22 protein-coding genes and 2 pseudogenes are annotated in these 25,208 nt (G+C 58.0%); 16 read left to right on the forward strand and 8 right to left on the reverse strand.

The window, feature by feature from the left end:
- Window positions 1-535: 535 nt before the first annotated feature.
- Window positions 536-1,225, forward strand: coding sequence for a zinc metallopeptidase (locus tag G505_RS0104005; RefSeq protein WP_028108403.1), 690 nt, complete (start codon window positions 536-538; stop codon window positions 1,223-1,225).
- Window positions 1,226-1,280: 55 nt separating this feature from the next.
- Here G505_RS0104005 and G505_RS0104010 read toward each other — a convergent pair whose 3' ends face one another.
- Window positions 1,281-1,916 carry a DUF3299 domain-containing protein gene (locus G505_RS0104010; protein ID WP_028108404.1) on the reverse strand — a complete coding sequence of 212 codons (636 nt, stop codon included), beginning with the start codon at window positions 1,914-1,916 and terminating at the stop codon, window positions 1,281-1,283.
- A 79-nt stretch (window positions 1,917-1,995) separates the two neighbouring features.
- A complete protein-coding gene (locus G505_RS0104015; RefSeq protein WP_028108405.1) occupies window positions 1,996-3,384 on the reverse strand; it encodes a metal-dependent hydrolase family protein in 1,389 nt (462 codons plus the stop codon).
- Between the two features lie 477 nt (window positions 3,385-3,861).
- On the opposite strand from G505_RS0104015, the pseudogene G505_RS23480 reads away from it, so the two are divergent.
- The 3 genes and pseudogenes from G505_RS23480 to G505_RS0104025 all read left to right on the forward strand — a co-directional run.
- A pseudogene (locus G505_RS23480) lies at window positions 3,862-4,143 on the forward strand (hypothetical protein); the annotation flags it as partial.
- Between the two features lie 182 nt (window positions 4,144-4,325).
- Window positions 4,326-4,451, forward strand: a pseudogene (locus tag G505_RS23485) (hypothetical protein); the annotation flags it as partial.
- A 102-nt stretch (window positions 4,452-4,553) separates the two neighbouring features.
- The gene (locus tag G505_RS0104025; protein ID WP_028108407.1) at window positions 4,554-5,561 is read left to right on the forward strand and encodes an FG-GAP repeat protein; all 1,008 of its coding nucleotides are present in this window, start codon (window positions 4,554-4,556) and stop codon (window positions 5,559-5,561) included.
- 122 nt (window positions 5,562-5,683) lie between these two features.
- Here G505_RS0104025 and G505_RS0104030 read toward each other — a convergent pair whose 3' ends face one another.
- Window positions 5,684-6,187 (reverse strand): hypothetical protein, encoded by a 504-nt coding sequence (locus G505_RS0104030; RefSeq protein ID WP_028108408.1) that lies wholly within the window; start codon window positions 6,185-6,187, stop codon window positions 5,684-5,686.
- 190 nt (window positions 6,188-6,377) lie between these two features.
- Here G505_RS0104030 and G505_RS0104035 point away from each other — a divergent pair, with 190 nt between their 5' ends.
- Complete coding sequence (locus G505_RS0104035; protein WP_028108409.1) at window positions 6,378-6,743, forward strand: hypothetical protein; 366 nt, start codon at window positions 6,378-6,380, stop codon at window positions 6,741-6,743.
- On the opposite strand, the gene yfaE is transcribed toward G505_RS0104035, so the two are convergent.
- The 5 genes from yfaE to ubiG all read right to left on the reverse strand — a co-directional run bounded on the left by yfaE (window position 6,676) and on the right by ubiG (window position 12,137).
- On the reverse strand, window positions 6,676-6,933 hold the full coding sequence (yfaE, locus tag G505_RS22655) for a class I ribonucleotide reductase maintenance protein YfaE (RefSeq protein WP_084643803.1): 258 nt from the start codon (window positions 6,931-6,933) through the stop codon (window positions 6,676-6,678). The two genes, G505_RS0104035 and yfaE, sit on opposite strands and share 68 nt — an antisense overlap.
- Window positions 6,934-6,935: 2 nt before the next feature.
- On the reverse strand, window positions 6,936-8,072 hold the full coding sequence (gene nrdB, locus G505_RS0104040) for a class Ia ribonucleoside-diphosphate reductase subunit beta (protein ID WP_035385069.1): 1,137 nt from the start codon (window positions 8,070-8,072) through the stop codon (window positions 6,936-6,938).
- 44 nt (window positions 8,073-8,116) lie between these two features.
- Complete coding sequence (gene nrdA / locus G505_RS0104045) at window positions 8,117-10,393, reverse strand: class 1a ribonucleoside-diphosphate reductase subunit alpha (RefSeq protein WP_028108411.1); 2,277 nt, start codon at window positions 10,391-10,393, stop codon at window positions 8,117-8,119.
- Window positions 10,394-10,756: 363 nt separating this feature from the next.
- Entirely contained in the window at window positions 10,757-11,434 is a 678-nt protein-coding gene (locus tag G505_RS0104050) for an HAD family hydrolase (protein WP_028108412.1), read from the reverse strand.
- Complete coding sequence (ubiG, locus tag G505_RS0104055) at window positions 11,427-12,137, reverse strand: bifunctional 2-polyprenyl-6-hydroxyphenol methylase/3-demethylubiquinol 3-O-methyltransferase UbiG (protein WP_035385070.1); 711 nt, start codon at window positions 12,135-12,137, stop codon at window positions 11,427-11,429. Before ubiG ends, G505_RS0104050 begins: the two co-directional genes overlap by 8 nt.
- A gap of 317 nt (window positions 12,138-12,454) precedes the next feature.
- On the opposite strand from ubiG, the gene gyrA reads away from it, so the two are divergent.
- The 11 genes from gyrA (at window position 12,455) to G505_RS0104115 (ending at window position 25,204) form a co-directional block, all read left to right on the forward strand.
- Complete coding sequence (gyrA, locus tag G505_RS0104060; protein ID WP_028108414.1) at window positions 12,455-15,091, forward strand: DNA gyrase subunit A; 2,637 nt, start codon at window positions 12,455-12,457, stop codon at window positions 15,089-15,091.
- A 115-nt stretch (window positions 15,092-15,206) separates the two neighbouring features.
- Window positions 15,207-16,271 carry a 3-phosphoserine/phosphohydroxythreonine transaminase gene (gene serC / locus G505_RS0104065; protein ID WP_028108415.1) on the forward strand — a complete coding sequence of 355 codons (1,065 nt, stop codon included), beginning with the start codon at window positions 15,207-15,209 and terminating at the stop codon, window positions 16,269-16,271.
- A gap of 22 nt (window positions 16,272-16,293) precedes the next feature.
- A complete protein-coding gene (gene hisC, locus G505_RS0104070; protein ID WP_028108416.1) occupies window positions 16,294-17,394 on the forward strand; it encodes a histidinol-phosphate transaminase in 1,101 nt (366 codons plus the stop codon).
- Window positions 17,395-17,462: 68 nt separating this feature from the next.
- Window positions 17,463-18,743, forward strand: a complete 1,281-nt coding sequence (gene aroA / locus G505_RS0104075) for a 3-phosphoshikimate 1-carboxyvinyltransferase (RefSeq protein WP_028108417.1) — start codon at window positions 17,463-17,465, stop codon at window positions 18,741-18,743.
- Between the two features lie 191 nt (window positions 18,744-18,934).
- On the forward strand, window positions 18,935-19,618 hold the full coding sequence (cmk, locus tag G505_RS0104080) for a (d)CMP kinase (protein WP_028108418.1): 684 nt from the start codon (window positions 18,935-18,937) through the stop codon (window positions 19,616-19,618).
- A 102-nt stretch (window positions 19,619-19,720) separates the two neighbouring features.
- Window positions 19,721-21,388 carry a 30S ribosomal protein S1 gene (gene rpsA / locus G505_RS0104085; protein ID WP_028108419.1) on the forward strand — a complete coding sequence of 556 codons (1,668 nt, stop codon included), beginning with the start codon at window positions 19,721-19,723 and terminating at the stop codon, window positions 21,386-21,388.
- Window positions 21,389-21,456: 68 nt separating this feature from the next.
- Entirely contained in the window at window positions 21,457-21,747 is a 291-nt protein-coding gene (ihfB, locus tag G505_RS0104090) for an integration host factor subunit beta (RefSeq protein ID WP_028108420.1), read from the forward strand.
- 263 nt (window positions 21,748-22,010) lie between these two features.
- Window positions 22,011-22,298, forward strand: a complete 288-nt coding sequence (locus G505_RS0104100) for a LapA family protein (protein WP_028108422.1) — start codon at window positions 22,011-22,013, stop codon at window positions 22,296-22,298.
- Window positions 22,291-23,448 carry a lipopolysaccharide assembly protein LapB gene (gene lapB / locus G505_RS0104105; RefSeq protein WP_028108423.1) on the forward strand — a complete coding sequence of 386 codons (1,158 nt, stop codon included), beginning with the start codon at window positions 22,291-22,293 and terminating at the stop codon, window positions 23,446-23,448. The genes G505_RS0104100 and lapB overlap by 8 nt, the downstream gene beginning before the upstream one ends.
- Window positions 23,449-23,520: 72 nt before the next feature.
- Window positions 23,521-24,219 (forward strand): orotidine-5'-phosphate decarboxylase, encoded by a 699-nt coding sequence (pyrF, locus tag G505_RS0104110; protein WP_028108424.1) that lies wholly within the window; start codon window positions 23,521-23,523, stop codon window positions 24,217-24,219.
- Window positions 24,220-24,349: 130 nt separating this feature from the next.
- The gene (locus tag G505_RS0104115; protein ID WP_028108425.1) at window positions 24,350-25,204 is read left to right on the forward strand and encodes a beta-keto acid cleavage family enzyme; all 855 of its coding nucleotides are present in this window, start codon (window positions 24,350-24,352) and stop codon (window positions 25,202-25,204) included.
- Window positions 25,205-25,208 lie beyond the last annotated feature (4 nt).

Here is a 25,208-nt window from a genome sequence, read left to right on the forward strand (position 1 = left end):
TCTTACGCTAACCGCACGCATTAACCGGATATGATTTAGCTATAAATAACAAAAGCGAAGAGGATTTAATACATTAACGTATTTAAGTGACTGCATGTCAAGCCGAAAGGGAATGAATATTACTCTGTTGGGTGGCTTCTTCGAGACAACTTTTTCTAGATTCATTATATGGTATGAAAGTTTCCGTACCAACGACTCCTTTGTGGCGAATGGAGCCGTTATGGAAGTTCTGCATTAGCCAAGGTATCAGAGCCAATGGTGAAGTTAACTGGACACCCACCCTAAGAGCTTTGGTTTTCGTTGCTTGTGACGTCCCTGCAAAGCTGGGACGGATAGCAAGCAGATAGACAGTGATGGGGCTTCTCGAGATGGATACCCCCCGGATGCAAAGGTGGGTGTCCAGTTAGGCTCTGTTAAAGTCGTTTCCTATCTGCGCCAAAGTCTGAAGCAGACAGTCGTCGGCAAGTATCTGCTGCCCATTTCTATGCGTATAATAATCGGTAGCTGCACAAATACTCATTACATAGCGATTTAAATGTTCTGGATCATCATCTTACTCATCATCACATTATGCGTCTTCTTGCCGGGTATGTGGGTCAAACATGTGATGGAAAAGTACGAACAGCCGGCAGACCGTTACCGCGAGCAGGGAAGCGGTGGTGAACTCGCACGCCACTTGCTCGACAGTTACGGCCTGGACGACGTCCAGGTAGAGGAGACTTCTGACGGTGATCATTATGACCCGGCCGCTAAGGCTGTGCGTCTGACGCCGAAAAACTACTCAGGATACTCCTTGACGGCAGTGACTGTTGCCGCCCATGAGGTGGGGCATGCCATTCAGGATTCACGCGGCGAATCGCTGTTCCTGGCGCGGCAGAAACTCGTTAAGGCAGCAATGGTCGGCGAGCGCTTTGCTGGCATTATGCTAGTGGCGGCTCCGCTTATCCTTTTACTAACCCGCGTTCCGCAAGCGGGAGCATTAACGATTGTGATTGGCGTTGTTTCGATGGCACTAAGTACCTTGGTGCACCTGATTACCCTTCCCGTTGAGTTCGATGCCAGTTATGGCAAGGCGCTGCCGCTCCTGAAGAATGGCGAGTACCTGCACGACGGTGACCTGAAGCATGCGGAGATCATTCTCAAGGCGGCGGCACTGACCTATGTCGCTGCCTCGCTGACCAGCTTGTTAAATTTGGGACGATGGATCGCGGTGCTTCGTCGGTAAGGTTAAAGAATTCAGAGCAATGGAAGGCTTCAATGACCGCTATGTGGTGCACTCGTCAGTTGTAGTCTGCAACCAGGGAGGCCGTCATTCGGTAGCCCAGGGTCAAGTCTCTGTTGCCATCGACGATATAGAGATGTTCGGTTGAAAGCTTCGATGTTAGCGTTCCTTCAACCCAGACGGGATACTTGGTGTTTTTCAGCTTGTATCCCTCAGGAAAAGACACCAGTACGATCTGGTTGGCCGGCGGTGGTGGCATGTGAATACAGGCTCCGGCGTAAGGAACTAGCAGGAACTCGGTGACGATCATGGCTTCTGAGGCATATTCCAGGGGAATTAAGTAGCCGGGCATTCGTACTTGTTTGCCGTCAAATTGGTGCGTCAGGGTGGAGGCCGCCAGTTCTTGTTGTTCGATATACTTCTCCCTGAGCGCCAAAAGGTACTCTGTATCAATACCTTTGGAGGCCATGTCCGCTTCTAGTGATGCGGCAGCGGCCTGGCTTGAGGGTGTGGTGGAACTCTTGAGTTGCAAAAGCCGTTGTAGTTGGCGTTTTTGATCCCCGGTCAATGGAGGCAGGGGAACCGGCTGGACCTGGTGTTCAGGGCGAAGTTGCTGCCAATCCAGGTCAATGACCGACGCTTGCAGGCTTGCAGCAAGCAGCAGGGTAAGCATTGCCAGGCAGAGTTTTGTCACAAGATTGCTCCTGGGAGTTGTGTGCTACACAGAGTCAACTGCGCCATCGCAAGCACCGCCGGTCTACAGCAGAGGTGCATCAGGGTTTCAGGGTGTTCTTGTAGATCACACCGTCTTTCATAATCAGCTGGATGGTGTCAGGACTGGCAGGGCGGGGTTCGGCGTCGAACCATTTGGTTCCTGTGCCCACCACGGAGAAGTTCTCCAAAGGGTTTCCGTCCAATAACAGTATGTCTGCGTATGCGCCCTCTTCGATCACACCTAACTTTCCCTCAGGGTAGGGGTTGGTGAAATCGCCGGAAAGCCGCGCGATTTCACCGCCTACGGAGGTCAAGGTAATCATTGACTGAAAGGCGCCGAAAAACTCGTGATTCAGGTGTTTTTCATAGGCAATCTGGATGTTGCACGCGTCGACCGAACCGACGCAGTCTGTCTGGAATCCTCGTTTGACCGGGCACTTTTTCATGTTTGGAATGTAGTTGCGAAAAGTCTCGGTGGCAGACTTGGCTTTCGCCAGGCTGGCGGGAACATTCTTTACCGCCGGGATATCCAGAAGCCCGGGGTCGAAGGCGGTAAGATTGGTGGTGATGTACGCGCCTTTTTCGTTCATTACCTTGGCAATGTCGCAATCAAATGCGAAGCCATGTTCAATTGACTTCACCCCGGAATCCAGTGCACTGAGAATGGCTTCTTTACGGTAGGAGTGAGCCATCACATAACTGCCGTAACTGTCGGCCACTTCGACCGCGGCAGCGATCTCTTCGGGGGAGCCAGCCAGCAATTGCCAGGGGTCGAAGGCGGACACCACGCCGCCTGACTGCATGTATTTCAGCTGAGTGGCACCCATGCGAAAGTTGTTGCGACCATATTTTTTGACCTCTGCCACGCTGTCTACTTCCTGAGAAAGATTGAGGCGGCCAAAATTGGTTTCGGCACCCACAGGAGCGGAATAGTTAGCGAAGTCTGCATGGCCTCCCCGGGTGCTGAGAAAGGCTCCGGAGGGGTAAAAGCGCGGCCCGATGATGTCACCGGCATCAATGGCTCTGCGCAGGCCGCCGTTAGCCCCTCCTGCATCACGGAGGGTGGTGAAGCCTTGCATAAGATACATCTCGGCCATGCGCGATCCATGAATGGCAAAATCTTCCCAGGTGGTATTGGCTTCCATCGAGGGCAGGTTGGGGCCCATCAACATCAGGTGTGCATGATTTTCAATGAACCCTGGTGTCAGGGTTTTGCCTTTGCCATTAATCACCAGAGCATCCTCCCTTGCTGCAATCGCACTGGAGGAGATCGATTTAATCAGGTTGCCCTCCACGAGCACATAATGGTTTTTGTACAGCTTGTTTTCCGTACCATTAAAAATGTCGACATTGTTAAAGATGATTTGAGGTTTGAGGGTGCCTTCATCAGCGAATGTGAAGGATGAGACGGCAGCAAGTACCGAAAACAATGCAGTTTTTTTATTCATTGCCGGTCAAAACCTTGTAGAAGATTCAGTCGATAGCAAGCTGTCTGGAATCGCGTTCAGCTTGTTTGCACCAAGTCAGCTTAGAACACGGCGGAGTATTTTCCAGTGGTGCTGGTCATCGGTCACGGCAGGAGTTCAAGGTGTTCTGGTCAAGTGGGGGGGCGAACGCGGACACCTGGCTGACGGTATGTGTGTGATCATTTAGATGGCGCGAGCGAGCCGGAGCGTGTGCCCGGTAAGTGCTGATGAGCAAGCCGCGGAGTCTGAGCCTGGCTGGTGGGTGATGACACCTGCCCGAAGAAACCGGATTGATGCATCGAACCTGCCTGTTTGGCCTGGTAGGCGACCAATTCACGACTATCCTGTTGAGTGGTCAAAACAGGAGTAACCACCATGTTTCATTTAACAGCCGGAGATAGGGTCCTGCGGCCATGGGCTTCCTTGCTGACAAATGCTGCGCTGAGCCGCACAAGGATGATGGCCATCACGGTGGCGTTGGTCTGTTGCATCGCCACGGCGATTTCCCCCGCCAAGGCTGTGGTCATACAGCAGGAGGCCGGGGAGTTGCGCCCACCCGTTGCCGGTGAGACCACCCGCTTCGGTGGGTCCATCGCCGTAGACGGCAACTTGGTGCTGGTTGGGGACATTTTCGCAGGGGAGCGAGCGGGAGCGGCTTACCTGATCAAGCGCGATGACGACGGCAGCTGGCAGTGGCAAGCCAAGCTCGAGCAGCCGGCAGGCGATGATGAGGTCTACTTCGGCACTTCTGTGGCGTTGGATGGCGATCGTGTGCTGATCGGCGTATCGACAGCCGAGGGCATGGGGCTGGATACCGGGGTGGCCTATCTGTTTGAGCGCAATGCAATCGGCCACTGGGTCTTGGTGGCGACCCTTGCGGCCGACAATGGCGGCCCCTTTGAGCTGTTGGGGGGCAGGTTGCCATCAGCGGTGACTACGCCGCCGTCGGCGCCGTCGGTGCCGATGACCATGGTGAAGGGGCGGGGGCTGTCTACCTGTTTGAGCGCAATGGTGAAGGAGCGTGGCAGCAGGTCAGGCGGTTTATCGCCGATGATGGTCGACCGAAGGACTGGTTTGGCTCGGCGCTGGCGTTGTCCGGGAACCGGCTGCTGGTTGGCGCCCCAGGCGGGGTGTCGCAGGGACCCGGGGCGGTGTATCTGATTGAACGCGATGATCGCGGCAACTGGACGCAGTCCGACAAGTGGTCGGCTTGCGAGGACCGTTGCGGTTTTGGTGCGGCGTTGGCGTTATCCGGCAACCGGGCCGTCATTGGTGCTGTTCGGGGTCTTGCGGATGGGCAACACTCCGGAACGGCTTACCTGTACGAGTACGGTCAGGAGGGATGGCGACAAACCGCCGTTCTTTCTCCCAGTGATGGCGGCGATGGTCTCTCTTTTGGTTCTGCCGTCGCTTTGGGTGACGACCGGGTGTTGGTCGGGGCGCGACTCGATGACGATAATGGCCGTTTTGCGGGCGCGGTCTATCGCTACGAATACGATGGCATACAGTGGACCGAGGTGGGTAAGCTTCTCGGTTCAGATGGTGCCGAGTTCGATCAGATTGGCGCACAGACCAGTGTGGCGTTGATGGGTAATACCGCGTTATTGGGGGCCTACGGGCATCAGCACTCTGACGGTGAAGAGGCCAGTGGTGGTGCGGTTTATCTGCATGATCTATCGACCCAGCCCCGGCCATCCATCGGGATCGTCGCCGGTGGGGCTCTGACTTCGCCGGCCGGGGCCTTGGTCAACAGTCCCGACTCGGCAGGCCAGGCTCAGTTTGCGCTGATGTCCCGACTGAGCGGCACCGACACCATTCCGCGAAGTACATTGAGGTTTAGTTTGAACAAGGGCGGGTTCGAGTTTCGATCGACCGACAGTGTGTGGTTATACAGCACCGGCACAAGCGCAAGGCTGGTCGGCAAAGGCGTGGTCAATGGTGGCGGGCGTTTCGAATACGCAGTGTCACTGACCAGTGGACGACGGGGAGACAGCGCCCCGGATAGCCTGCGTATACAGATATGGGACGAAGCGCACAGCGGACAAAAAGTGTATGACAATCAGCCGGGAGATCCGAAAAACCATCCCGCAACTGCGCCCATCGATCAAGGTGCCACTGTCATCCATGCCTCGCGTATAAAGGACAGACCCGGCAATTGAATGGCCCCTTCGTTGAAAGCACTAACGGCATCAGTCCAAATAAAAACAGGAGCCCGGTTGGCTCCTGTTTTGTGTTGTCTGAGTGCCTCACCTGACCTCTGAGCCAGACGCAGCAACCGCCGTTACTTCAGCAGCAGAGGGCGCTGTTTCACCAGCTTCAGGAACTGCTCCATCTCAATCTTGTACAGCTCAGACAGCTGGCTGATGAACGCCTGGTGCTGCCAGCCGCCGCTGCGCTGCTCGGCGACCGCCTCCATCAGGGCAGAGGTGTTCTCTTGGTGCAGCTCCACCGGGCGCTCTCCCAGCAGCACGCCGGTCTCGGCATCAAACACCTGCAGCATCAGCGGCAGGCGGCCTTCGGTCAGCTCTGGCTCGACGAACTTGTCGCCCAGACTCTTGGCTTCGAAAGGACAGTCCATCACCAGGCCATTACCGAAATCGAAGGAGAGCAGCAGGGCAGGGGAGCGATAGATCACGCCGGCCTTCACCTCGTGGCTGCCCTGGCCCAGTACCTGTTCCACCTCGGGGTGGCTGGGGGCTGGAATGGCAATCAGGATGCGGTTGGCTTCGCCGGTAAACAGGTCGACGGAGGCGCCTTCTGGCGGGATCTTGGTTGATTCGGTCATGAACACTCTCTTAAGCGTGGTAGCGGTGTGCGCCAAGTGTACCAGAGCCGGGGGCACATGCCAGAGCTTGCATCCACTTGCGATGAAAGAGATGCCCAAAAATCAATCGCTTCAGAATTGGCTCCCCGAAATGTCCGTTGAACCCACTGATTTTGGACTAGGCTAGAATGGCAACGGAGGAGGCCGAAATATGATGCGTAAGACATTCAAAACTGGCCTGGTTTTCTTGGTACTCACCGGATTGACCGGCTGCACCGAAGACAATCAGCAGAGAGTGGAGCTGGCTCTGACCGAGGCGGGGCAGGCGATGGAGATGCTGGGCAACAGCGCCTCTGAGCTGGCTCAGGTGGCCTGGCTGGAGGGGCAGTTGCTGTGGCAATCCGGGGAGAGTCTGGCGCGGGAGAAGCAACTGGCGTTCAATGAGTGGCGTCAGCCAGCCCAGCCGATGAACCGCTATGGCGGCATGGAGCTGACTGAAGCCCAGCGGGTTACTGAGGTGCCAGAACCAGATCCGTCTCAGGCACACAACAACAAGGAAGAATCTCCTCACCCCTGACCAGGGCCATGGGGGTGGAGAGGTAGCGGACCCGGCCTTCGAGCAGCCGGGTCTTGCAGGCACCGCAGTAACCGCTGCGGCACTCACTGTAGTGACCCTCAAGGGTGGTGAGCAGAGGGGTGTTGTCACCCTGATGGCTGACGGCTGCCCGCTCACCGACCCGAACCTTGAAGGTTTTCCTATCCGCCAACCCTAGAGTTCAAACCCGGACAGATCGTCCTGGTCCACTTCGTTCTTGATCTGGTTGGTCAGGTAGGAGGAGACCTCCACTTCCTGAGGCGCCACCTGCACCGCGTCACTCTCCAGCCATTTGCTCATCCAGGGCAGGGGATTGGAGCGCTTGGGGAACAGCTCTGGCAGGCCCAGGGCGTTCATCCGCTGGTTGGTGATGAACTCCACGTAGTCCTCGATGATCTTCTTGTTCAGCCCCAGCATGGAGCCATCCTTGAACAGGTAGGCGGCCCACTCCTTCTCCTGCTCGGCGGCGCGGCGGAAGATCTCTACCGACTCCTGGAAACACTCCACGGCGATCTCCGCCATCTCGTTGTCGTCCTGATTGGTGGCCATCAGGTTCAGCATGTGCTGAGTGCCCACCAGGTGCAACTGCTCATCCCGGGCGATAAAGCGGATGATCTTGGCGTTGCCCTCCATCACTTCACGTTCGGCAAAGGCGAAGGAGCAGGCGAAGGAGACGTAGAAGCGGATCGCTTCCAGTACGTTGATGGAGACCAGGCACAGGTACAGTTTGCGCTTGAGTTCGCGGCGGCTGATGGTGAAGCTCTCTTCGCCCACCTGATGCTCGCCCTCACCAAACTGCTGGTAGCGCTGGGTGTAGTCGATGAGTTCATCGTAGTACCCGGAGATGTCGCCGGCGCGCTTCTGAATCTCGCTGTTGGTGACGATGTCGTCGAACACCACCGAGGGATCGTTGACGATGTTGCGGATGATGTGGGTGTAGGAGCGCGAGTGGATGGTCTCATAGAAGGACCAGGTCTCAATCCAGGTCTCCAGCTCCGGCAGGGATACCAGCGGCAGCAAAGCCACGTTGGGGCTGCGCCCCTGGATGGAATCCAGCAGGGTCTGATACTTCAGGTTTGACAGGAAGATGTGTTTCTCGTGATCCGGCAGCTCGGCAAAGTCGATGCGGTCCTGGGTCACGTCCACCTCTTCCGGGCGCCAGAAGAAGGAGAGCTGCTTCTCAATCAGCTCCTCGAAGATGGGGTGCTTCTGCTGGTCGTAACGGGCAACGTTTACCGGGTTACCCAGGAACATCGGCTCTTGGAGGGCGTTGTTGGCTTCCCGGGAAAAGGTGCTGTATCTGTGGCTCATGATCATATCCTTGGCTGAGAGAGCGGCCCCGAAGGGCCGTCCGCTTAAATCTTACAGGCGCCGCCGGCGCAGTCATCGGCTCCGTCGGTCTTACTGCTGGAGTCCGACTGGCCATCCCGGGTGTTCTGGTAATACAGGGTCTTGAGACCGTACTTGTAGGCCAGCATCAGGTCCTTGAGCAGTACGTTCATGGGCATCTTGTTCTCGACAAAGCGCCCCGGATCGTAGTTGGTGTTGGCGGAGATCGCCTGGTCGACGAATTTCTGCATGATCCCAACCAGCTGCAGGTAACCGGTGTTGTCGGGGATGTCCCACAGCAGCTCATACTGATTCTTCAGGGTTTCGATGCCGGGCACCACCTGTTTCATGATGCCGTCCTTGGAGCCTTTGACGCTCACCAGGCCACGAGGCGGCTCAATGCCGTTGGTGGCGTTGGAGATCTGTGAGCTGGTCTCCGACGGCATCAGCGCAGACAGGGTGGAGTTGCGCAGTCCAAACTCCTGGATGTCGGCGCGAAGTGCTTCCCAGTCCAGGTGCAGCGGTTCTTCACAGAACTCATCCACCGCCTTCTTGTAGGTGTCGATGGGCAGCAGGCCCTGGGCGTAGGTGGTCTCATTGAAACCGGGGCAGGCACCTTGCTCCCTGGCCAGCTTGTTGGAGGCCTTGAGCAGGTAATACTGAATCGCTTCGAACGCCTTGTGGGTCAGGCCATTGCCGCTGCCGTCGGAGTAACGGGCACCGTTTTTCGCCAGGTAGTAAGCGAAGTTGATCACGCCAATGCCCAGGGTACGGCGCTTCATGGATCCCAGTTCGGCGGCCGGTACCGGGTAGTCCTGATAGTCCAGCAGGCTGTCCAGGGCGCGTACTGCCAGCTCGGCCAGCTCCTCCAGCTCGCTCAGCTCGTCGATGGCGCCCAGGTTGAAGGCGGAGAGGGTGCACAGGGCAATCTCGCCATTGGGGTCGTCCAGGCTGTTCAGCGGCTTGGTGGGCAGGGCGATCTCCAGGCACAGGTTGGATTGCTTAACCGGGGCCACCTTGGGGTCGAAGGGGCTGTGGGTGTTGCAGTGGTCCACGTGCTGAATGTAGATGCGGCCGGTGGAGGCGCGCTCCTGCATCAGCAGGCCAAACAGGCTGACCGCTTTGACGGTCTTACGACGAATGCTGCTGTCTGCTTCATACTGGGCATAGAGGCGCTCAAACTCCTCCTGATCGGCGAAGAAGGCATCGTACAGGCCGGGGACGTCGGACGGTGAGAACAGGCTGATGTCGCCGCCGTCAATCAGGCGCTGGTACAGGGTGCGGTTGATCTGTACACCGTAGTCCAGGTGGCGGATACGGTTGGCGTCGGTCCCGCGATTGTTCTTCAGAACCAACAGCTCTTCCGCTTCCAGGTGCCACAGGGGATAGAACAGGGTCGCGGCTCCGCCGCGAACGCCGCCCTGGGAGCAGGACTTCACCGCCGTCTGGAAGTGCTTGAAGAAGGGCAGGCAACCGGTGTGGAAGGCTTCGCCGCCCCGGATGGGGCTGCCCAGGGCACGAATGCCGCCGCCGTTGATGCCGATGCCGGCACGCTGGCTCACGTAGTTGACGATGGCCGCCGACGTGGCGTTGATGGAATCCAAGCTGTCACCACACTCGATCAGCACGCAGGAGCTGAATTGGCGGGTGGGGGTGCGCACGCCGGACATGATGGGCGTGGGCAGGGAGATTTTGAACTTGGAGGTGGCGTCGTAAAAGCGTTTCACGTAATCCAGACGCTCGCCTTTGGGGTAGTTGGCAAACAGGCAGGCGGACACCAGCATGTAGAGGAACTGGGCGCTCTCGAACACCTCACCGGTCACCCGGTTCTGCACCAGGTATTTGCCTTCCAACTGCTTCACTGCCGCATAGGAGAAGTCCATGTCGCGCCAGTGGTCGATGTGATCGTTCAGCTGGTTGAGCTCCTCACGGCTGTAATCGCTGAGGATGTGCGGATCGTACTTGCCCGTTTCCACCATCTTGGTGATGTGGTCGTACAAGTGGGGGGGCTCGAATCGACCGTAGGCTTTTTTGCGCAGGTGGAATACCGCCAGGCGGGCAGCCAGGTACTGGTAATCCGGGGTCTCCTCGCTGATCAGATCAGCGGCGGCCTTGATGATGGTCTCGTGGATCGCCTCGGTGGTCATGCCATCGAAGAAGTGGATGTGACTGGCCAGTTCCACCTGGGAGACAGACACATTGTTCAGATCCTGAGCGGCCCAATAGATCACCCGATGGATCTTATCCAGATCCAGGGGTTCCTGTTTACCACTTCGCTTAGTGATGAGGAGAGATTTAGTCATGTCCGATTTCTCGTCCCGGAGCCACCCACTGCGGCAAAGGTGATCCCTGAGACATTATCCTTTGTTTGAGTACCTGAGAACTGCCGATCACCGCCTGAACGGCAATCACCCCTGATTGTGTGTATTTTTATAATCGGGCACTACATGTAGTAGCGCCGATGGGTTGATCTACAAGATAAGGCGGTTTTCGGATCTGTGCAATAGATCCGGATGTGATCAAATTGTGGGTAAGCTTGTGAATAATTCAGCGGGGGAAAAGATGTGCTTCTGCTAAGCCTTACCACCATTGGGCTGAGGAAAATGCAAGTGTTTTTTTCACAAAAACAACGGGGCAAAAAAATTTTTTTGCCCCGGTTCGTATGACTATTTTTGAGTCAGGTCGCGGATAAGATCGAACAGATCGTTTGGGCGATCGCAGCGGTGGTGCGCAGGCCAGGTGTGAGCCTGGTCCTCGTCACTGATGTAGCCCCAGAGCGCGGCGACGCTGATCATCCCGGCGCGGTTGGCGGCCACCACGTCGCGCTCGGCGTCACCGACATAAAGGATGGTTTCCGGTGCCAGAGACAAGGTTTCGGCGCCCAGCTGCAGCGGCGCCGGATCCGGCTTGGCCACCGCCAGGGTATCGCCGCCCACCAGCACCGCACTGCTGGACAGCTCCGGCTGCTGCTCCAGCAGCTGACGCGCCAGCCCTTCGGGTTTGTTGGTGATGATCCCCCAGGGCAACAGGTTCTCTTCCAGGTAGCCCAGCATGGAGGGGATGCCGTCATAGGGACGGGTGTGGTGACTGATGCGTTCGGCGTAGGCGGCCAGCAGGGTGTCGCGCATCGGGGTGATGTCGGTGCGGTGGAAGCTGTCGCCCAGCCCCGCCCTGAGCAGTCCCCTGGAGCCGTGGCTGGAGTAGAGGTAGGCCTGCTCGTCGGTGATGCCGGGGTAGCCGAACCTCGCCAGGGCCACGTTGGCGGCGTGACCGAGATCCAGGGCGGTGTCCAGTAGGGTGCCGTCGAGGTCGAACAGCACCCCTTTGATGGCAGCCCTACTCACTGGGCTTGACCGCGTGGATCATGTAGTTGATGTCCATGCGGCTGGAGAGACGGAAGGTCTCGGTCAGCGGGTTGTAGAGGACACCGTCGGCGTGCTGAACCCTCAGGCCGGCGCGCTCACACCACTGAATCAGCTGCGAAGGGCGCAGGAACTTGCTGTAGTCGTGGGTGCCCTTGGGCAGCACCTTGACGATCTGCTCGGCGCCGACAATGGTGGTCATGTAGGCCAGGGGGGTCTTGTTGATAGTGGACAGGTAGAGGTGGCCACCGGGCTTGACCATCTGGGCACAGGCGCGAACCACGGATTCCGGGTCAGGCACGTGCTCCAGCATCTCCATGCAGGTCACCACGTCGTAGTGGGCGCCCTTGTGTTCGGCATGGGCCTCGGCGGTGCACAGCTGATAGTCGATATCCAATTCGCTCTCCAGGGCGTGCAGCCTGGCGACCTCAATGGGCTCCTCGCCCATGTCCAGGCCGGTGGCGCGGCCACCGGATTTGGCCATGGCTTCGGTCAGCAGGCCACCGCCACACCCCACATCCAGCACCTGCTTGCCAAACAGGCCATCGGCGTGACGCTCGATGTAGGCGGCGCGAAGGGGGTTGAGTTGGTGCAGGGGCTTGGAGTGTCCCATGGGATCCCACCAGGTGGAAGCCAGCTTCTCAAATTTGCCCACTTCTACGGGATCGACGTTTGACTGCTGCATTCTGTGTCCTTTCATTAGATCTTGCGTGCCTGCCTATCTGTCAGGAAGGCTCCGGTGACGCCAGTATACGATGGCACCGGATGGGGAGGAACCCGGGGTTGGGAGGAAAACACCGCAAACAGACACAAAATGGTACATTTTACCCACGCCTCCGCACGTTTTTTGGTCAGTTGTAAGCCGTTGTTTCCTTAGGCAAGAAACGCAGCTTTCCAACAGCTATCTCTGTGCTACAATGCCGAATTACCGTTTTTGCCGGCCTGGCCGGCTCGGCGGGGAAATTGGGATTCTCTGCCGCATTTAGGGGACATTATCTGTCTATGACTGATCTGGCTAACGAAATTACGCCGATTAATATCGAAGAGGAGTTGAAGAGCTCCTATCTCGACTATGCCATGAGCGTGATTGTCGGGCGTGCATTGCCCGACGTCCGGGACGGCCTTAAGCCTGTTCACCGTCGCACCCTGTTCGCGATGAACGGCCTGGGTAACGACTGGAACAAACCCTACAAGAAATCCGCCCGTGTGGTGGGTGACGTTATCGGTAAATACCACCCCCACGGTGACAGTGCGGTCTACGACACCATTGTGCGTATGGCTCAGCCTTTCTCCCTGCGTTACTGCCTGGTGGACGGCCAGGGTAACTTCGGTTCCGTCGACGGCGACTCCGCGGCGGCAATGCGATACACCGAAGTGCGCATGGCCAAGATCTCCCACGAGCTGCTGGCAGACTTGGACAAGGACACCGTGGACTACGTGCCCAACTACGATGGCACGGAACAGATTCCAGAGGTGCTGCCCACCAAGGTACCGAACCTGCTGGTCAACGGCTCCAGTGGTATTGCGGTGGGCATGGCCACCAACATTCCGCCTCACAACCTCACCGAGGTGATCGACGGCTGTCTGGCCTTTATCGACAACGGCGACATCACCATCGATGAGCTGATTGAGATCATTCCCGGTCCCGACTTCCCCACCGGCGGCATCATCAATGGCCGCAAGGGGATCATCGACGCCTATAAGACCGGTCGCGGTAAGATCTACGTGCGCGCCCGGTCCGATGTGGAAACCAGCAGCACCGGCAAAGAGTCCATCATTGTTCACGAGCTGCCTTACCAGGTGAACAAGGCCCGCCTGATCGAGAAGATCGCCGAGCTGGTGAAGGACAAGAAGCTGGAGGGGATCTCCGGCCTGCGCGATGAGTCCGATAAGGACGGCATGCGCGTGGTGATTGAGCTCAAGCGTGGTGAAGTGCCGGAAGTGGTGCTGAACAACCTCTACGCTCAGACTCAGATGCAGACGGTGTTCGGAATCAACATGGTGGCACTGGGCAACAACCAGCCCAAGCTGTTCAACCTGAAAGAGACTCTGGACGCCTTCGTGACTCACCGTCGCGAAGTGGTGACCCGTCGTACCGTGTACGAGCTGCGCAAGGCGCGCGAGCGGGCGCACATCCTCGAAGGTCTGGCCATCTCCCTGGCCAACATCGACCCGGTAATCGAACTGATTCGTCACTCACCGACCCCGGCAGAGGCCCGCGAAGCCTTGCTGTCCCGCGGTTGGGAGCTGGGTAATGTGGCCTCCATGCTGGAGAAGGCCGGTGATGACGCCGCCCGCCCGGACTGGCTGACCCCAGAGTTCGGCATCCGCGACGGCCTCTACTACCTGACCCAGACTCAGGCCCAGGCGATTCTGGATCTGCGTCTGCAGAAACTGACCGGCCTGGAACACGAGAAGATCCTGGACGAGTACCGGGAACTGTTGGATGTGATCGCCGAGCTGATGCACATTCTGGCCAGCCCAGAGCGCCTGATGGAAGTGATCCGTGAGGAGCTGGAAGCGATTCGCGCCGAGTATGGCGATGAGCGTAAGACCGAGATCAGCTCCGCCTCCGCGGACATCTCTCTGGAAGACTTGATCACCGAAGAAGACGTAGTGGTGACCCTGTCCCACGCCGGATACTGCAAGTACCAGCCTCTGAGCGACTACGAAGCTCAGCGTCGTGGTGGTAAGGGTAAGGCGGCGGCCAAGATGAAGGATGAAGACTTCATCGAGCGTCTGCTGGTGGCCAACACCCACGACACCATTTTGTGCTTCTCCAACGCCGGTAAGGTGTACTGGCTCAAGGTGTACCAGCTGCCTCTGGCCAGCCGTACTGCCCGTGGTAAGCCGATTGTGAATCTGCTGCCGCTGGACGAAGGCGAGGTGATTCAGGCGATTCTGCCGGTCCGGGAATACGACCCAAGCAAGTACATCGTGTTTGCCACCGCCAAGGGTACCGTCAAGAAGACCGCCCTGGACGCCTACAGCCGTCCTCTGTCTTCCGGTATCCGCGCCATCAACCTCAACGAGGGTGATGAGCTGATCGCCGTGGACATCACCGATGGCAGCAACGAAGTGATGCTGTTCTCCGACGCCGGTAAGGTGGTGCGTTTCGACGAGTCCAACGTCCGTTCCATGGGTCGTACCGCCACCGGTGTGCGCGGCATCGCCCTGGATGACGTGGACCGTGTGGTCTCCATGATCGTGCCTCGTGACGATGGCGCCATCCTCACCGTGACCCAGAACGGTTACGGTAAGCGTACCGCCGAGTCCGAGTACCCGACCAAGAGCCGGGCCACCAAGGGGGTTATCTCCATCAAGGTGAGCGAGCGTAACGGCGCCGTGGTGGGTGCGGTACAGGTGCAGGACAACGACGAGATCATGCTGATCACCGACGGCGGCACCCTGGTGCGTACCCGGGTTCACGAGGTTTCCGAAGTGGGCCGTAACACCCAGGGTGTTACCATCATTCGCACCATGGAGGGCGAACAGGTGGTGGGTCTGCAGCGCATCGATGAGATCGAAGAGCCTGAGCTGCCGGAAGGCGAGCTGGTTGACGGCGAGCAAGCGCAAGCAGCAGAGGGCGACGCCCCAGCCGCTGACGCGCCTGCGGCCGACGAGGCCGACGACGAGTAACCACTGCTTATCGCGCAATAACCGAAAACGGACGCCCAGGCGTCCGTTTTTTTATTCCTTAGCCGGAGAAACTGGTGTTAAATGGGGTGTTTTGTCTAAACATAGGATCCGAGGAATGAGCGTTTATAACTTTTGCGCCGGTCCGGCGATGTTGCCGACCGAAGTGATGGCCAAAGCCCAGAAAGAGCTGGTGGACTTTAACGGCCTGGGCGTATCGGTGATGGAGCTCAGCCACAGATCCAAGGAGTACCTGGCGGTGGCCGAGGCGGCCGAAGCCAACCTGCGCGAGCTGATGAACATCGGTGACGACTATGCGGTGCTGTTTACCCACGGCGGCGCCCGGGCCCATTTCTCCGCCATTCCCCAGAATCTGGTGGGGGCAGAGGATCAGGTGGATTACCTGATCTCCGGTCAGTGGTCTGCCGGTGCGGCCAAGGAAGCGGCCAAGTACGCCAGGGTCAACAGCATCGATCTGCGCAGCGGTAATGGCCTGGAGATGGCCAGGATCAGCGAGGCGGGGCAGGGGAGTTACCTGCATTACTGCCCCAACGAGACCGTCGACGGCGTGGCGATCTTCGAAGAGCCGGAGACCGACCAGCCACTGATTGCCGATTACTCCTCCTGCATCCTCGGCCGTGAAATCGACATCAACCGTTATGGGCTGATCTACGCCGGTGCCCAGAAGAACATCGGTCCTGCCGGTCTGGCGCTGGTGATCGTGCGCCGGGATCTCATCGGTCAGGCTCAGGCCACCACCCCCTCGATCCTGGATTACGCCTTGCTGGATAAGAGCGACTCCATGTACAACACCCCGCCCACCTACGCCTGGTACCTGGCCGGAGAAGTGTTCAAGTGGCTCAAGGCCCAGGGCGGTGTCGGTGCCATGGCCCAGTTGAACCGGCAGAAGGCGGCGCTGCTGTACGATTTTATTGACAGCAGTGACTTCTACCAAAACCGGGTGGACCCAAGCCATCGCAGTGAGATGAATGTACCTTTCCAGTTGGTCAATCCGGATCTGGACGCCCAGTTCCTGGCACAGTCGCAGCAGGCTGGGCTGATGGCATTGAAGGGGCACCGCAGTGTGGGTGGTATGCGGGCCAGCATCTACAACGCCATGCCACTGGAAGGGGTTCAGGCCCTGGTGACCTTTATGAAAGCCTTCGAGCTGAACAACAAATAAGAACGAAGATAAGGAAGCACAAGTGTCAAATGAACTGACCAAGCTGGCCAACCCCGGTGTGGAGGGGTTGATGCCCTACCAGCCAGGCAAGCCGACGGAGGAGCTGGAGCGAGAGCTTGGGATCACCGACATCGTCAAGCTGGCCTCCAATGAAAATCCCCTGGGTCTGAGCCCTCTGGCCAAGGCCGCCATGGAGCGTGCCATGCCGGAGCTGGCCCGTTACCCGGACGCCAACGGTTACTACCTGAAGCAGAAGCTGTCTGAGCGCCTGGGCTGCGCCAGCAATCAGATCACCCTGGGCAATGGCTCCAATGAGGTGCTGGAGATCCTGTTCCGCACCTTCGTCGGTGCCGAGGACGAGGTGATCTTCGATGCCCATGCCTTCATCGTCTACCAGCTGCTGACCCAGTCCTGCGGTGCCACCGCGGTGAAAACCGCCGCCAAGAACTGGGGCCACGATCTGGACGCCATGCTGGCCGCCATCACCGAGCGCACCAAGCTGATCTGCATCGCCAACCCCAATAACCCCACCGGTACCTTCCTCACCCGCGACGAGCTCGAGGCCTTTATGGACAGGGTGCCTGCCGAGGTGCTGGTGGTGCTGGACGAAGCCTACTATGAGTACCTGGAGGCCGACCAACGCGCCCCCAGTATCCAATGGCTGGCCAAATACCCCAACCTGTGTGTCAGCCGTACCTTTTCCAAGGCCTATGGCCTGGCGGGTCTGCGGGTCGGATATCTGGTGGCGTCCGAGGCGATGACCGACCTGCTCAACCGGGTACGTGAGCCATTCAATAACAACTCCCTGGCCCTGGCGGCCGCCGAGGCGGTGCTGGAGGATGAGCAGTACCTGCAGCAAGGGATTGACCTCAACAAGAGTGAAATGAGTCGTCTGGAAGCCTATTTCAGCGAGCGCGCCATCTCCTTTATCCCCAGTGTGGCCAACTTTATTACCATCGAAGTGGGCCAGGCGGGCGCCATCTATGAGGCACTGCTGAAAAAAGGGGTGATAGTGCGTCCCATTGCGGGTTATGGTATGCCTTCTCACCTGCGGGTGAGCATCGGTCTGGAGTGGGAAAACTCTCGATTTATGCAGGCTCTTGACGAGGTGATGGCCAAATAACCTCAAAGTCGTTAAAGCAGTTACAAGGGGCCAAATGGCCCCTTTTCATTTTTATGCGGGAGTAGTCCATGGAGCAGTTACACCTTTCTCCAATTTCCCGGGTTGATGGGGTCATCACCCTGCCCGGTTCCAAGAGCATCTCCAATCGTGCTCTGTTGCTGGCCACCCTGGCCAAAGGCACCACCAGACTGACCAATCTGCTGGACTCGGACGACATCCGCCACATGCTCAATGCCCTGGATAGCCTGGGCGTGGGTTATCGCTACAACAAGGACGCGGCCACCATCGAAGTGGAGGGTCTGGGCGACCGTCTGGCCCGGGGCCAGCAAGTGGAGCTCTATTTGGGCAATGCCGGTACCGCCATGCGCCCCCTGGCGGCGGCCCTGGCCATCGGCAGCGGCAAGTTCGTGCTGACCGGCGAGCCGAGGATGAAGGAGCGCCCCATCGGTCACCTGGTGGAGGCACTGGCCCCTCTGGGCGCCGACATTCGCTACCTGGAAAACCCCGGCTACCCACCCCTGGCCATCACTGCCGCCGAGCTCGAAGGCGGTGAAGTGGCGATAGACGGCTCCATCTCTTCTCAGTTCCTCACCGCGCTGCTGATGGTGGCGCCCCTGCTCAAGACGTCTCTGACCATCCGCGTCAAAGGGGAACTGGTCTCCAAACCCTACATCGACATCACCCTGGGGATGATGGCCCGCTTCGGGGTTGAGGTGCAGAACAACGACTATCAGAGCTTTGTGATCGGCGCTGGCCAGCAGTACGTCAGCCCCGGCGACTACCTGGTGGAGGGGGATGCAAGCTCCGCTTCCTATTTCCTGGCGGCGGCGGCCATTGGTGGCGGCAGCGTCGAGGTTCGCGGCGTCGGCACCGACAGCCTGCAGGGAGACAAGCACTTTGCCGATGTGTTGGAGGCGATGGGGGCCAAAGTGGAGTGGGGCAGGGATTTCATCCGTTGCAGCAGGGGCGATCTTAAAGGGGTGGACATGGACATGAATGCCATCCCGGATGCGGCGATGACCATTGCCACCACCGCGTTGTTTGCCAAAGGCCCCACCACCATCCGCAACATCTACAACTGGCGAGTGAAGGAGACCGACCGTCTTAGCGCCATGGCCACCGAGTTGCGCAAGGTGGGTGCCGTGGTGGAGGAGGGCGAGGATTACATCCGGGTGGACCCGGTTGCTGAACTCAGTCATGCCGAGATCGAGACCTACAACGATCACCGCATCGCCATGTGTTTCGCCATGCTGGCCGTCGGCGGCCAGGAGGTCACCATTCTGGACCCCGGCTGCACCGCCAAAACCTTCCCCGATTTCTTCGAGCGTCTTGCCGCCATCAGTCAGTAGCAGCTGCTAAACTTGATGGTTTTCCCCACCTCTGGGTCATTTTGACCCAGAGGATTCAACAATTTAGCCCTAAGGGCTTACTTTAAGTCGGGAATCTGTATAATAGGCCCGCTTTCCCGCCACCTGTGGTGATGGCAACCGTCAGGGTTATGGTCCTCTGGCGGAGAGAAAAAAGAATTTTGGAGACAAGCATGCCTCAACAGGCCCCTGTGATTACCATTGACGGACCCGGTGGGGTAGGCAAAGGCACTGTGTGCCATCTGCTGGCTGAGAAGCTGGGTTGGCACCTGCTGGATTCAGGCGCCATTTACCGCGTTCTGGCTCTGGCGGCAATGCACCACAACATCGAGCTGGATAACGAAGAGGGCCTGGCCCTGACCGCCGCTCACCTGGACGTTTCCTTCAGCCCCGATGAAGAGGGCGGCATCAAAGTGGTGCTGGAAGGGGAAGTGGTCAGCCGGGAGATCCGCACCCAGGAGTGCGCCAACGCGGCGTCAAAAGTGGCGGCTTTTCCACGGGTTCGCGAAGCTCTGCTGCGCCGTCAAAGAGGATTTCGGGTGGATCCCGGCCTGATTGCCGACGGCCGCGACATGGGAACAGTGGTGTTCCCTGACGCAGAGGCTAAAATCTTTATGACTGCCAGTGCACAAGAGCGCGCGCGCCGACGTTACTTGCAGTTGAAGGAGAAGGGCTTAGATGCTAGTATTGACCGCCTTTTGGCGGAGATACAGGAGCGCGATGAGCGCGATGCCAACCGTAAGGTGGCACCCATGAAGCCCGCTGAAGACGCATTACTGATTGATACTACGGAGCTGTCCATCGACCAGGTGGTTGATAAGGTACTACGCTTCGTAGTGGAAAAACTGGGCCGATAACGGTCCGCATACCGCCCGTTTCAAGGAGTGAAGTGGGTTTTTGGCAACTACCCCATGTCCAGGATGGCACATGGATGACCACTATATATTTGTTGATTAAACATGACTGAATCTTTTGCTCAACTGTTTGAAGAATCCCTCAAGGATCTGGAAACCCGCCCCGGTGCCATCGTTAAAGGTACCGTTGTTGCTATCGAGAACGGCATCGTTCTGGTTGACGCCGGCCTGAAATCCGAGTCCGCCATCCCTGCCGAGCAGTTCAAGAACGCTAAGGGCGAGCTGGAGATCAACGTAGGCGATTCCGTAGACGTTGCTCTGGACGCTGTTGAAGATGGCTTCGGTGAGACCCAGCTGTCTCGCGAAAAAGCCAAGCGTCACGAAGCATGGCTGCGTCTGGAAAAAGCCTACGAAGATGAAGAGACCGTTATCGGTATCATCAACGGCAAGGTTAAAGGCGGTTTCACCGTCGAGCTGGAAGGCATCCGTGCGTTCCTGCCTGGTTCTCTGGTAGACGTACGTCCTGTACGTGACACCACTCACCTGGAAGGCAAAGAGCTGGAATTCAAGGTGATCAAGCTGGACCAGAAGCGCAACAACGTTGTTGTTTCCCGTCGTGCGGTTATCGAGTCTGAGAACAGCGTTGAGCGTGAGCAGCTGCTGGAGAACCTGCAAGAAGGTCAAGAAGTTAAGGGTATCGTTAAGAACCTGACCGACTACGGTGCCTTCGTAGACCTGGGCGGCGTTGACGGCCTGCTGCACATCACTGACATGGCTTGGAAGCGCGTTAAGCATCCTTCCGAGATCGTGAACGTTGGCGACGAGATCAACGTTAAGGTGCTGAAGTTCGACCGTGAGCGTACTCGCGTATCTCTGGGTCTGAAGCAACTGGGTGAAGATCCATGGGTAGCCATCGCTGGCCGTTACCCAGAAGGTACCAAGCTGACCGGTCGCGTGACCAACCTGACTGACTACGGCTGCTTCGTTGAGATCGAAGAGGGCGTTGAAGGTCTGGTACACGTATCCGAAATGGATTGGACCAACAAGAACATCCACCCATCCAAGGTTGTTAGCCTGGGCGACAGCGTTGAAGTTATGGTTCTGGACATCGACGAAGAGCGTCGTCGTATCTCCCTGGGTCTGAAGCAGTGTAAAGCTAACCCATGGGATGAGTTCGCCTCCAACTTCAACAAGGGCGACAAGGTTTCCGGTAAGATCAAGTCCATCACCGACTTCGGTATCTTCATCGGCCTGGAAGGCGGCATCGACGGTCTGGTTCACCTGTCCGACATCTCTTGGAACGTTGCTGGCGAAGAAGCCGTTCGCGACTACAAGAAGGGCGAAGAGATCTCCGCTGTTGTTCTGTCTGTAGACCCTGAGCGTGAGCGCATCAGCCTGGGTGTTAAGCAGATTGAAGAAGATCCCTTTAACAAGTACCTGTCTGACAACAAAAAAGGTGCTATTGTTAAAGGTACCATCACTGCAGTTGACGCCAAGGGCGCCACTGTAGAGCTGGGCGAGAGCGTTGAAGGTTACATCCGTGTAGCTGACATCTCTCGTGATCGCATTGAAGATGCTTCCACCGTGCTGTCCGCCGGTGAAGAAGTAGAAGCCAAGTTTATGGGCGTTGATCGTAAGAACCGCACCATCAGCCTGTCCATCCGTGCTAAGGATGAGGCCGATGAGAAGGAAGCTATCGATACCCTGAACCAGCGTGAAGAAGCCACCTTCTCCAGCGCTATGGCTGAAGCCTTCAAAGCTGCTAAACAATAATCGCCTGTTACATGGGGAACCTCGGTTCCCCATAAAGGCGACTGGTATTGGCTTTTAGGAGAGCGAGGATGACCAAGTCCGAACTTATCGAGAGATTGGCCAGTAAACAGTCGCACCTGTCCGGTAAGGAAGTGGAAGGTGCAATAAAAGAGATGCTGGAGCAGATGGCAACCACGCTGGAGCAGGGGGATCGCATTGAGATCCGCGGCTTCGGCAGCTTTTCGCTTCATTATCGGGCTCCTCGGGTTGGCCGTAACCCCAAGACTGGGGATGCCGTTGAGCTGACTGGCAAATACGTACCTCATTTCAAACCGGGCAAAGAGTTGCGCGAACGCGTCAACCAAAGCCTACAGGGTTGATTAAATAAAAGCCTCCGCATTGCGGAGGCTTTTTAGTATCTGGCGCCTGCAAACAGAGTCGTTTATTACCCTGTGCTTTGCGGTGTCGGAATATGGGATCGTGTTCGTATCGTTTGTATTCGGGCGAAGGCCAACCGCGTCCGCCATCAGGCTCGTCGATGGGTTGCCGTCACTCCCGAACAAATTCTCCAACCACGCCCTAGCCATGATTTTCTTTTTATAAGATAATCTTATTCCCTGTCTGATGCTCATGAGGAGCCACAGTGAAAGCCCTGCTTATCACGGCACTGATTGCTGTCTTCTTCATTGTTGCCATGGCCTTCGGCGCTCGCAACGATGAGGTGATCACCCTGAACTACTTTATTGCTCGCGGTGAATTCTCACTGCCCATGGTATTGGCGGTGACCTTCTTCAGCGGTTTTGTGATCAGCTGGCTGATCACCATGGCACTGATGCTGGGTCAAAGATTCAAATTGAGAAGAATCTATGCCCGTAACCAGCAACTGGAGAAGCGGTTAGCCGAGCTCGAGTCCAACAACACCAATGCTTGAGCTGTTTTTCCTACTTCTGCCCATCGCCGCCGCCTACGGCTGGTACATGGGCCAGCGCAGCGCCGGTCAGACCGAGCGCAAGCGCAGCCGTGCTCTCTCCAAGAATTACTACGATGGCCTGAACTACCTGCTGTCAGACCAGCCGGATAAGGCGGTCGATCTTTTTATCGAACTGCTGCAAGTCGATGAAGAGACCTTCGAAACGCACCTCTCCCTTGGAAACCTGTTTCGTAAGCGGGGCGAGGTTGACCGTTCCATCCGCATCCACCAGAACCTCATCGCCCGGCCTCACCTGACCACAGAGCAGAGGGATGCGGCGATGATGGAGCTGGGTAAGGATTACCTGGCTGCCGGTCTGTACGATCGGGCCGAAGATCTGTTCCTGAAGCTGGTGAAAGAGCCGGATCACAGTCAGGATGCCGAGCGCCAGTTGCTCTCCATCTACCAGGCCACCAAGGAGTGGTGGAAGGCGATCAAGGTGGCGCGCAAGTTTGGTCGAGTCAGTCGCAAGGAGCTCAAGCCTGTGGTGGCCCACTACTACTGTGAGCTTGCCCAACAGGCATCCGAGCCCGCCGAGCGGATGAAGCTGTTGGACAAGGCGCTCTCCACCGACAGCCACTGCGTCCGTGCCATGGTGGAAAAGATCCGGGTCCTGGAAGGTAAGGATAACGCCGGAGCGGCCAAGTTGGTGAACCAACTGGTGGCGGCGGCGCCGGACATGTTGCCCGAAGTGCTGGATGATGCCGAGGCCATTTTCCATCAACTGGGGCTGGACGATCAATTTGTGGCTCTGCTGCACTCGGTGATGGAACGTGACGGCAACGTCAGTACCCTGCTGAAGCTGGTGGACATCACCGCTCAGACCTCGGGCGCCGATCAGGCGGAGATGCTGCTTCTGGAGCAGCTCAAGCGTCAGCCCACCATGCGTGGCTTCCACCATCTGATGAAGTTGCAGATGGAGCAGGCGGATCTCGGCGCCGGTAAGGAGCGTATTGAGATGCTCTCCAAGTTGGTGGAAGCGCAGATAAAACTCAGGCCCATCTACCGTTGTCGCCGTTGCGGTTTTCCCTCCCACAGCCTCTACTGGCACTGCCCCTCCTGTAAGAGTTGGGGGGAGGGCAAACGTATCCGCGGCCTCGATGGCGAATAGATCAGCTGCGCCGGTGCGCAGCAAACTCCAATACTAAGAACTACCGATAACACCCTACAACCGGAGACACCCATGCAAAATGACCCTAAGGTGCTGATCGCACTGGACTTCAATGACGCAGAGACCGCACTGAGCTTTGTCTCTGATCTGGATGCCTCCCAATGTCGACTCAAAGTGGGTAAAGAGCTGTTTACCTCTTTCGGCCCTCAGTTTGTTAAAAGCCTGATAGATCAAGGCTTCGACGTTTTCCTGGACCTCAAGTTTCACGACATTCCCAACACCGTGGCCAAGGCGGTGGCCGCCGCAGCCGAGCTGGGGGTGTGGATGGTGAACGTGCACGCCGGCGGGGGCAGCCGCATGATGACAGCCGCCGCCGACGCCCTCAGGCCCTATGGCGACCAGGCCCCGCTGCTGATTGCCGTGACCATGCTGACCTCCATGGAGGAGAGCGAACTGGCCGAACTGGGGGTGGCCCGCAGCGCCGAGGAGCACGTACTGGCTCTGGCCAAGCTGGCAAAAGCCAGTGGCCTGGATGGGGTGGTGTGCTCCGCCCGCGAAGCGTCCATGCTCAAAACCGAACTGGGCAGCGATTTTAAGCTGGTGACCCCGGGCATTCGTCCCGCAGGCGCCGACAAGGGCGATCAGAAGCGGGTAATGACCCCGGCCGAAGCCGTGGCCGCCGGCAGTGATTACCTGGTGATTGGCCGTCCCATCACCAAGGCTGAGTCTCCTGTCAAGGCGCTGGAAGAGATTAACGTCACTCTGTCTTAAGCAGAATCAGGCTGCCAGGGGCGACTCAGTTGAGTCGCCTTTTTTATTTTTCACCGGGAAACTGCGACTCTCACTTGTCAAACCAAGCAAACGCTTGGTACGTTAGCCTAACTAATGACCAGGAGGGTTTATGACGCACAAGGCCGTGATCACCTGCGCCCTGACCGGGGTGCTCACCGACCCCAGCCGCCACCCGGTGCCGGTCACCCCAGCACAGATGGCAGCCGAGGCCAAGTCGGCCTTTGATGCCGGTGCCAGCATCATGCACATCCACTTTCGCCGCCAGCAGCCAGGCAAAGGCCACCTGCCCAGCTGGGAGCCCCAGGTTGCCCAGGAGATCGCCGAGGCGATACGCCACGCCTGTCCCGGGGTGCTGCTGAACTTCACCACCGGAGTGATCGGACGGGATCAATCAGGCCCCCTGGCTTGCCTCGAACAGAGCCGCCCGGAGATTGCCGCCTGTAATGCCGGCAGCCTCAACTACCTCAAGGTCACCTCTGACGGAAACTGGGCCTGGCCGCCGATGCTGTTCGACAATCCCGCCGACAAGGTGGAGGAGATGGTCAGTCACTGCCAGCGCTGGGCCATTCGCCCCGAATTCGAATGTTTCGATCTGGGCATAGTGCGCAGCGTCGCCATGTATCAGCAGGTAGGCATGGTGACACGACCCAACTACAACCTGGTGATGGGGGTGGCCTCCGGCATGCCGGCTGATCCGGATCTGTTGCCCCTGCTCAGGCGCTATATGTTGCCCGAGGCCCTGTGGCAGACCACGGTGATCGGTCGCCGGGAGATCTGGCCGGTCCATCGCAGGACCGCCGAGTTGGGCGGGCATCTTCGCACCGGCCTGGAAGACAGCTTCTATCTGCCCGATGGCAGCCGGGCCAGGGGCAACGGCGAGATGATTTCCGCCCTGGCGACACTGGCCGAGGAAACCGGGCGGAGCATCGCCAGTCCTGAGGAGGCCAGGGCCATCTATCTTTAGATTG

The sequence above is a fragment of the Ferrimonas futtsuensis DSM 18154 genome, assembly GCF_000422645.1.
GTDB lineage: Bacteria > Pseudomonadota > Gammaproteobacteria > Enterobacterales > Shewanellaceae > Ferrimonas > Ferrimonas futtsuensis.

Coding starts and splice junctions, on each gene's coding strand:
- nrdB (WP_035385069.1), bottom strand. CDS start 8,072: ATGAGCCACAGATACAGCACCTTTTCCCGGGAAGCCAACAACGCCCTC.
- gyrA (WP_028108414.1), top strand. CDS start 12,455: ATGACTGATCTGGCTAACGAAATTACGCCGATTAATATCGAAGAGGAG.
- serC (WP_028108415.1), top strand. CDS start 15,207: ATGAGCGTTTATAACTTTTGCGCCGGTCCGGCGATGTTGCCGACCGAA.
- lapB (WP_028108423.1), top strand. CDS start 22,291: ATGCTTGAGCTGTTTTTCCTACTTCTGCCCATCGCCGCCGCCTACGGC.
- G505_RS0104015 (WP_028108405.1), bottom strand. CDS start 3,384: ATGAATAAAAAAACTGCATTGTTTTCGGTACTTGCTGCCGTCTCATCC.
- G505_RS0104030 (WP_028108408.1), bottom strand. CDS start 6,187: ATGACCGAATCAACCAAGATCCCGCCAGAAGGCGCCTCCGTCGACCTG.
- pyrF (WP_028108424.1), top strand. CDS start 23,521: ATGCAAAATGACCCTAAGGTGCTGATCGCACTGGACTTCAATGACGCA.
- aroA (WP_028108417.1), top strand. CDS start 17,463: ATGGAGCAGTTACACCTTTCTCCAATTTCCCGGGTTGATGGGGTCATC.
- cmk (WP_028108418.1), top strand. CDS start 18,935: ATGCCTCAACAGGCCCCTGTGATTACCATTGACGGACCCGGTGGGGTA.
- ubiG (WP_035385070.1), bottom strand. CDS start 12,137: ATGCAGCAGTCAAACGTCGATCCCGTAGAAGTGGGCAAATTTGAGAAG.
- G505_RS0104115 (WP_028108425.1), top strand. CDS start 24,350: ATGACGCACAAGGCCGTGATCACCTGCGCCCTGACCGGGGTGCTCACC.
- nrdA (WP_028108411.1), bottom strand. CDS start 10,393: ATGACTAAATCTCTCCTCATCACTAAGCGAAGTGGTAAACAGGAACCC.
- ihfB (WP_028108420.1), top strand. CDS start 21,457: ATGACCAAGTCCGAACTTATCGAGAGATTGGCCAGTAAACAGTCGCAC.
- rpsA (WP_028108419.1), top strand. CDS start 19,721: ATGACTGAATCTTTTGCTCAACTGTTTGAAGAATCCCTCAAGGATCTG.
- G505_RS0104035 (WP_028108409.1), top strand. CDS start 6,378: ATGATGCGTAAGACATTCAAAACTGGCCTGGTTTTCTTGGTACTCACC.
- G505_RS0104005 (WP_028108403.1), top strand. CDS start 536: ATGTTCTGGATCATCATCTTACTCATCATCACATTATGCGTCTTCTTG.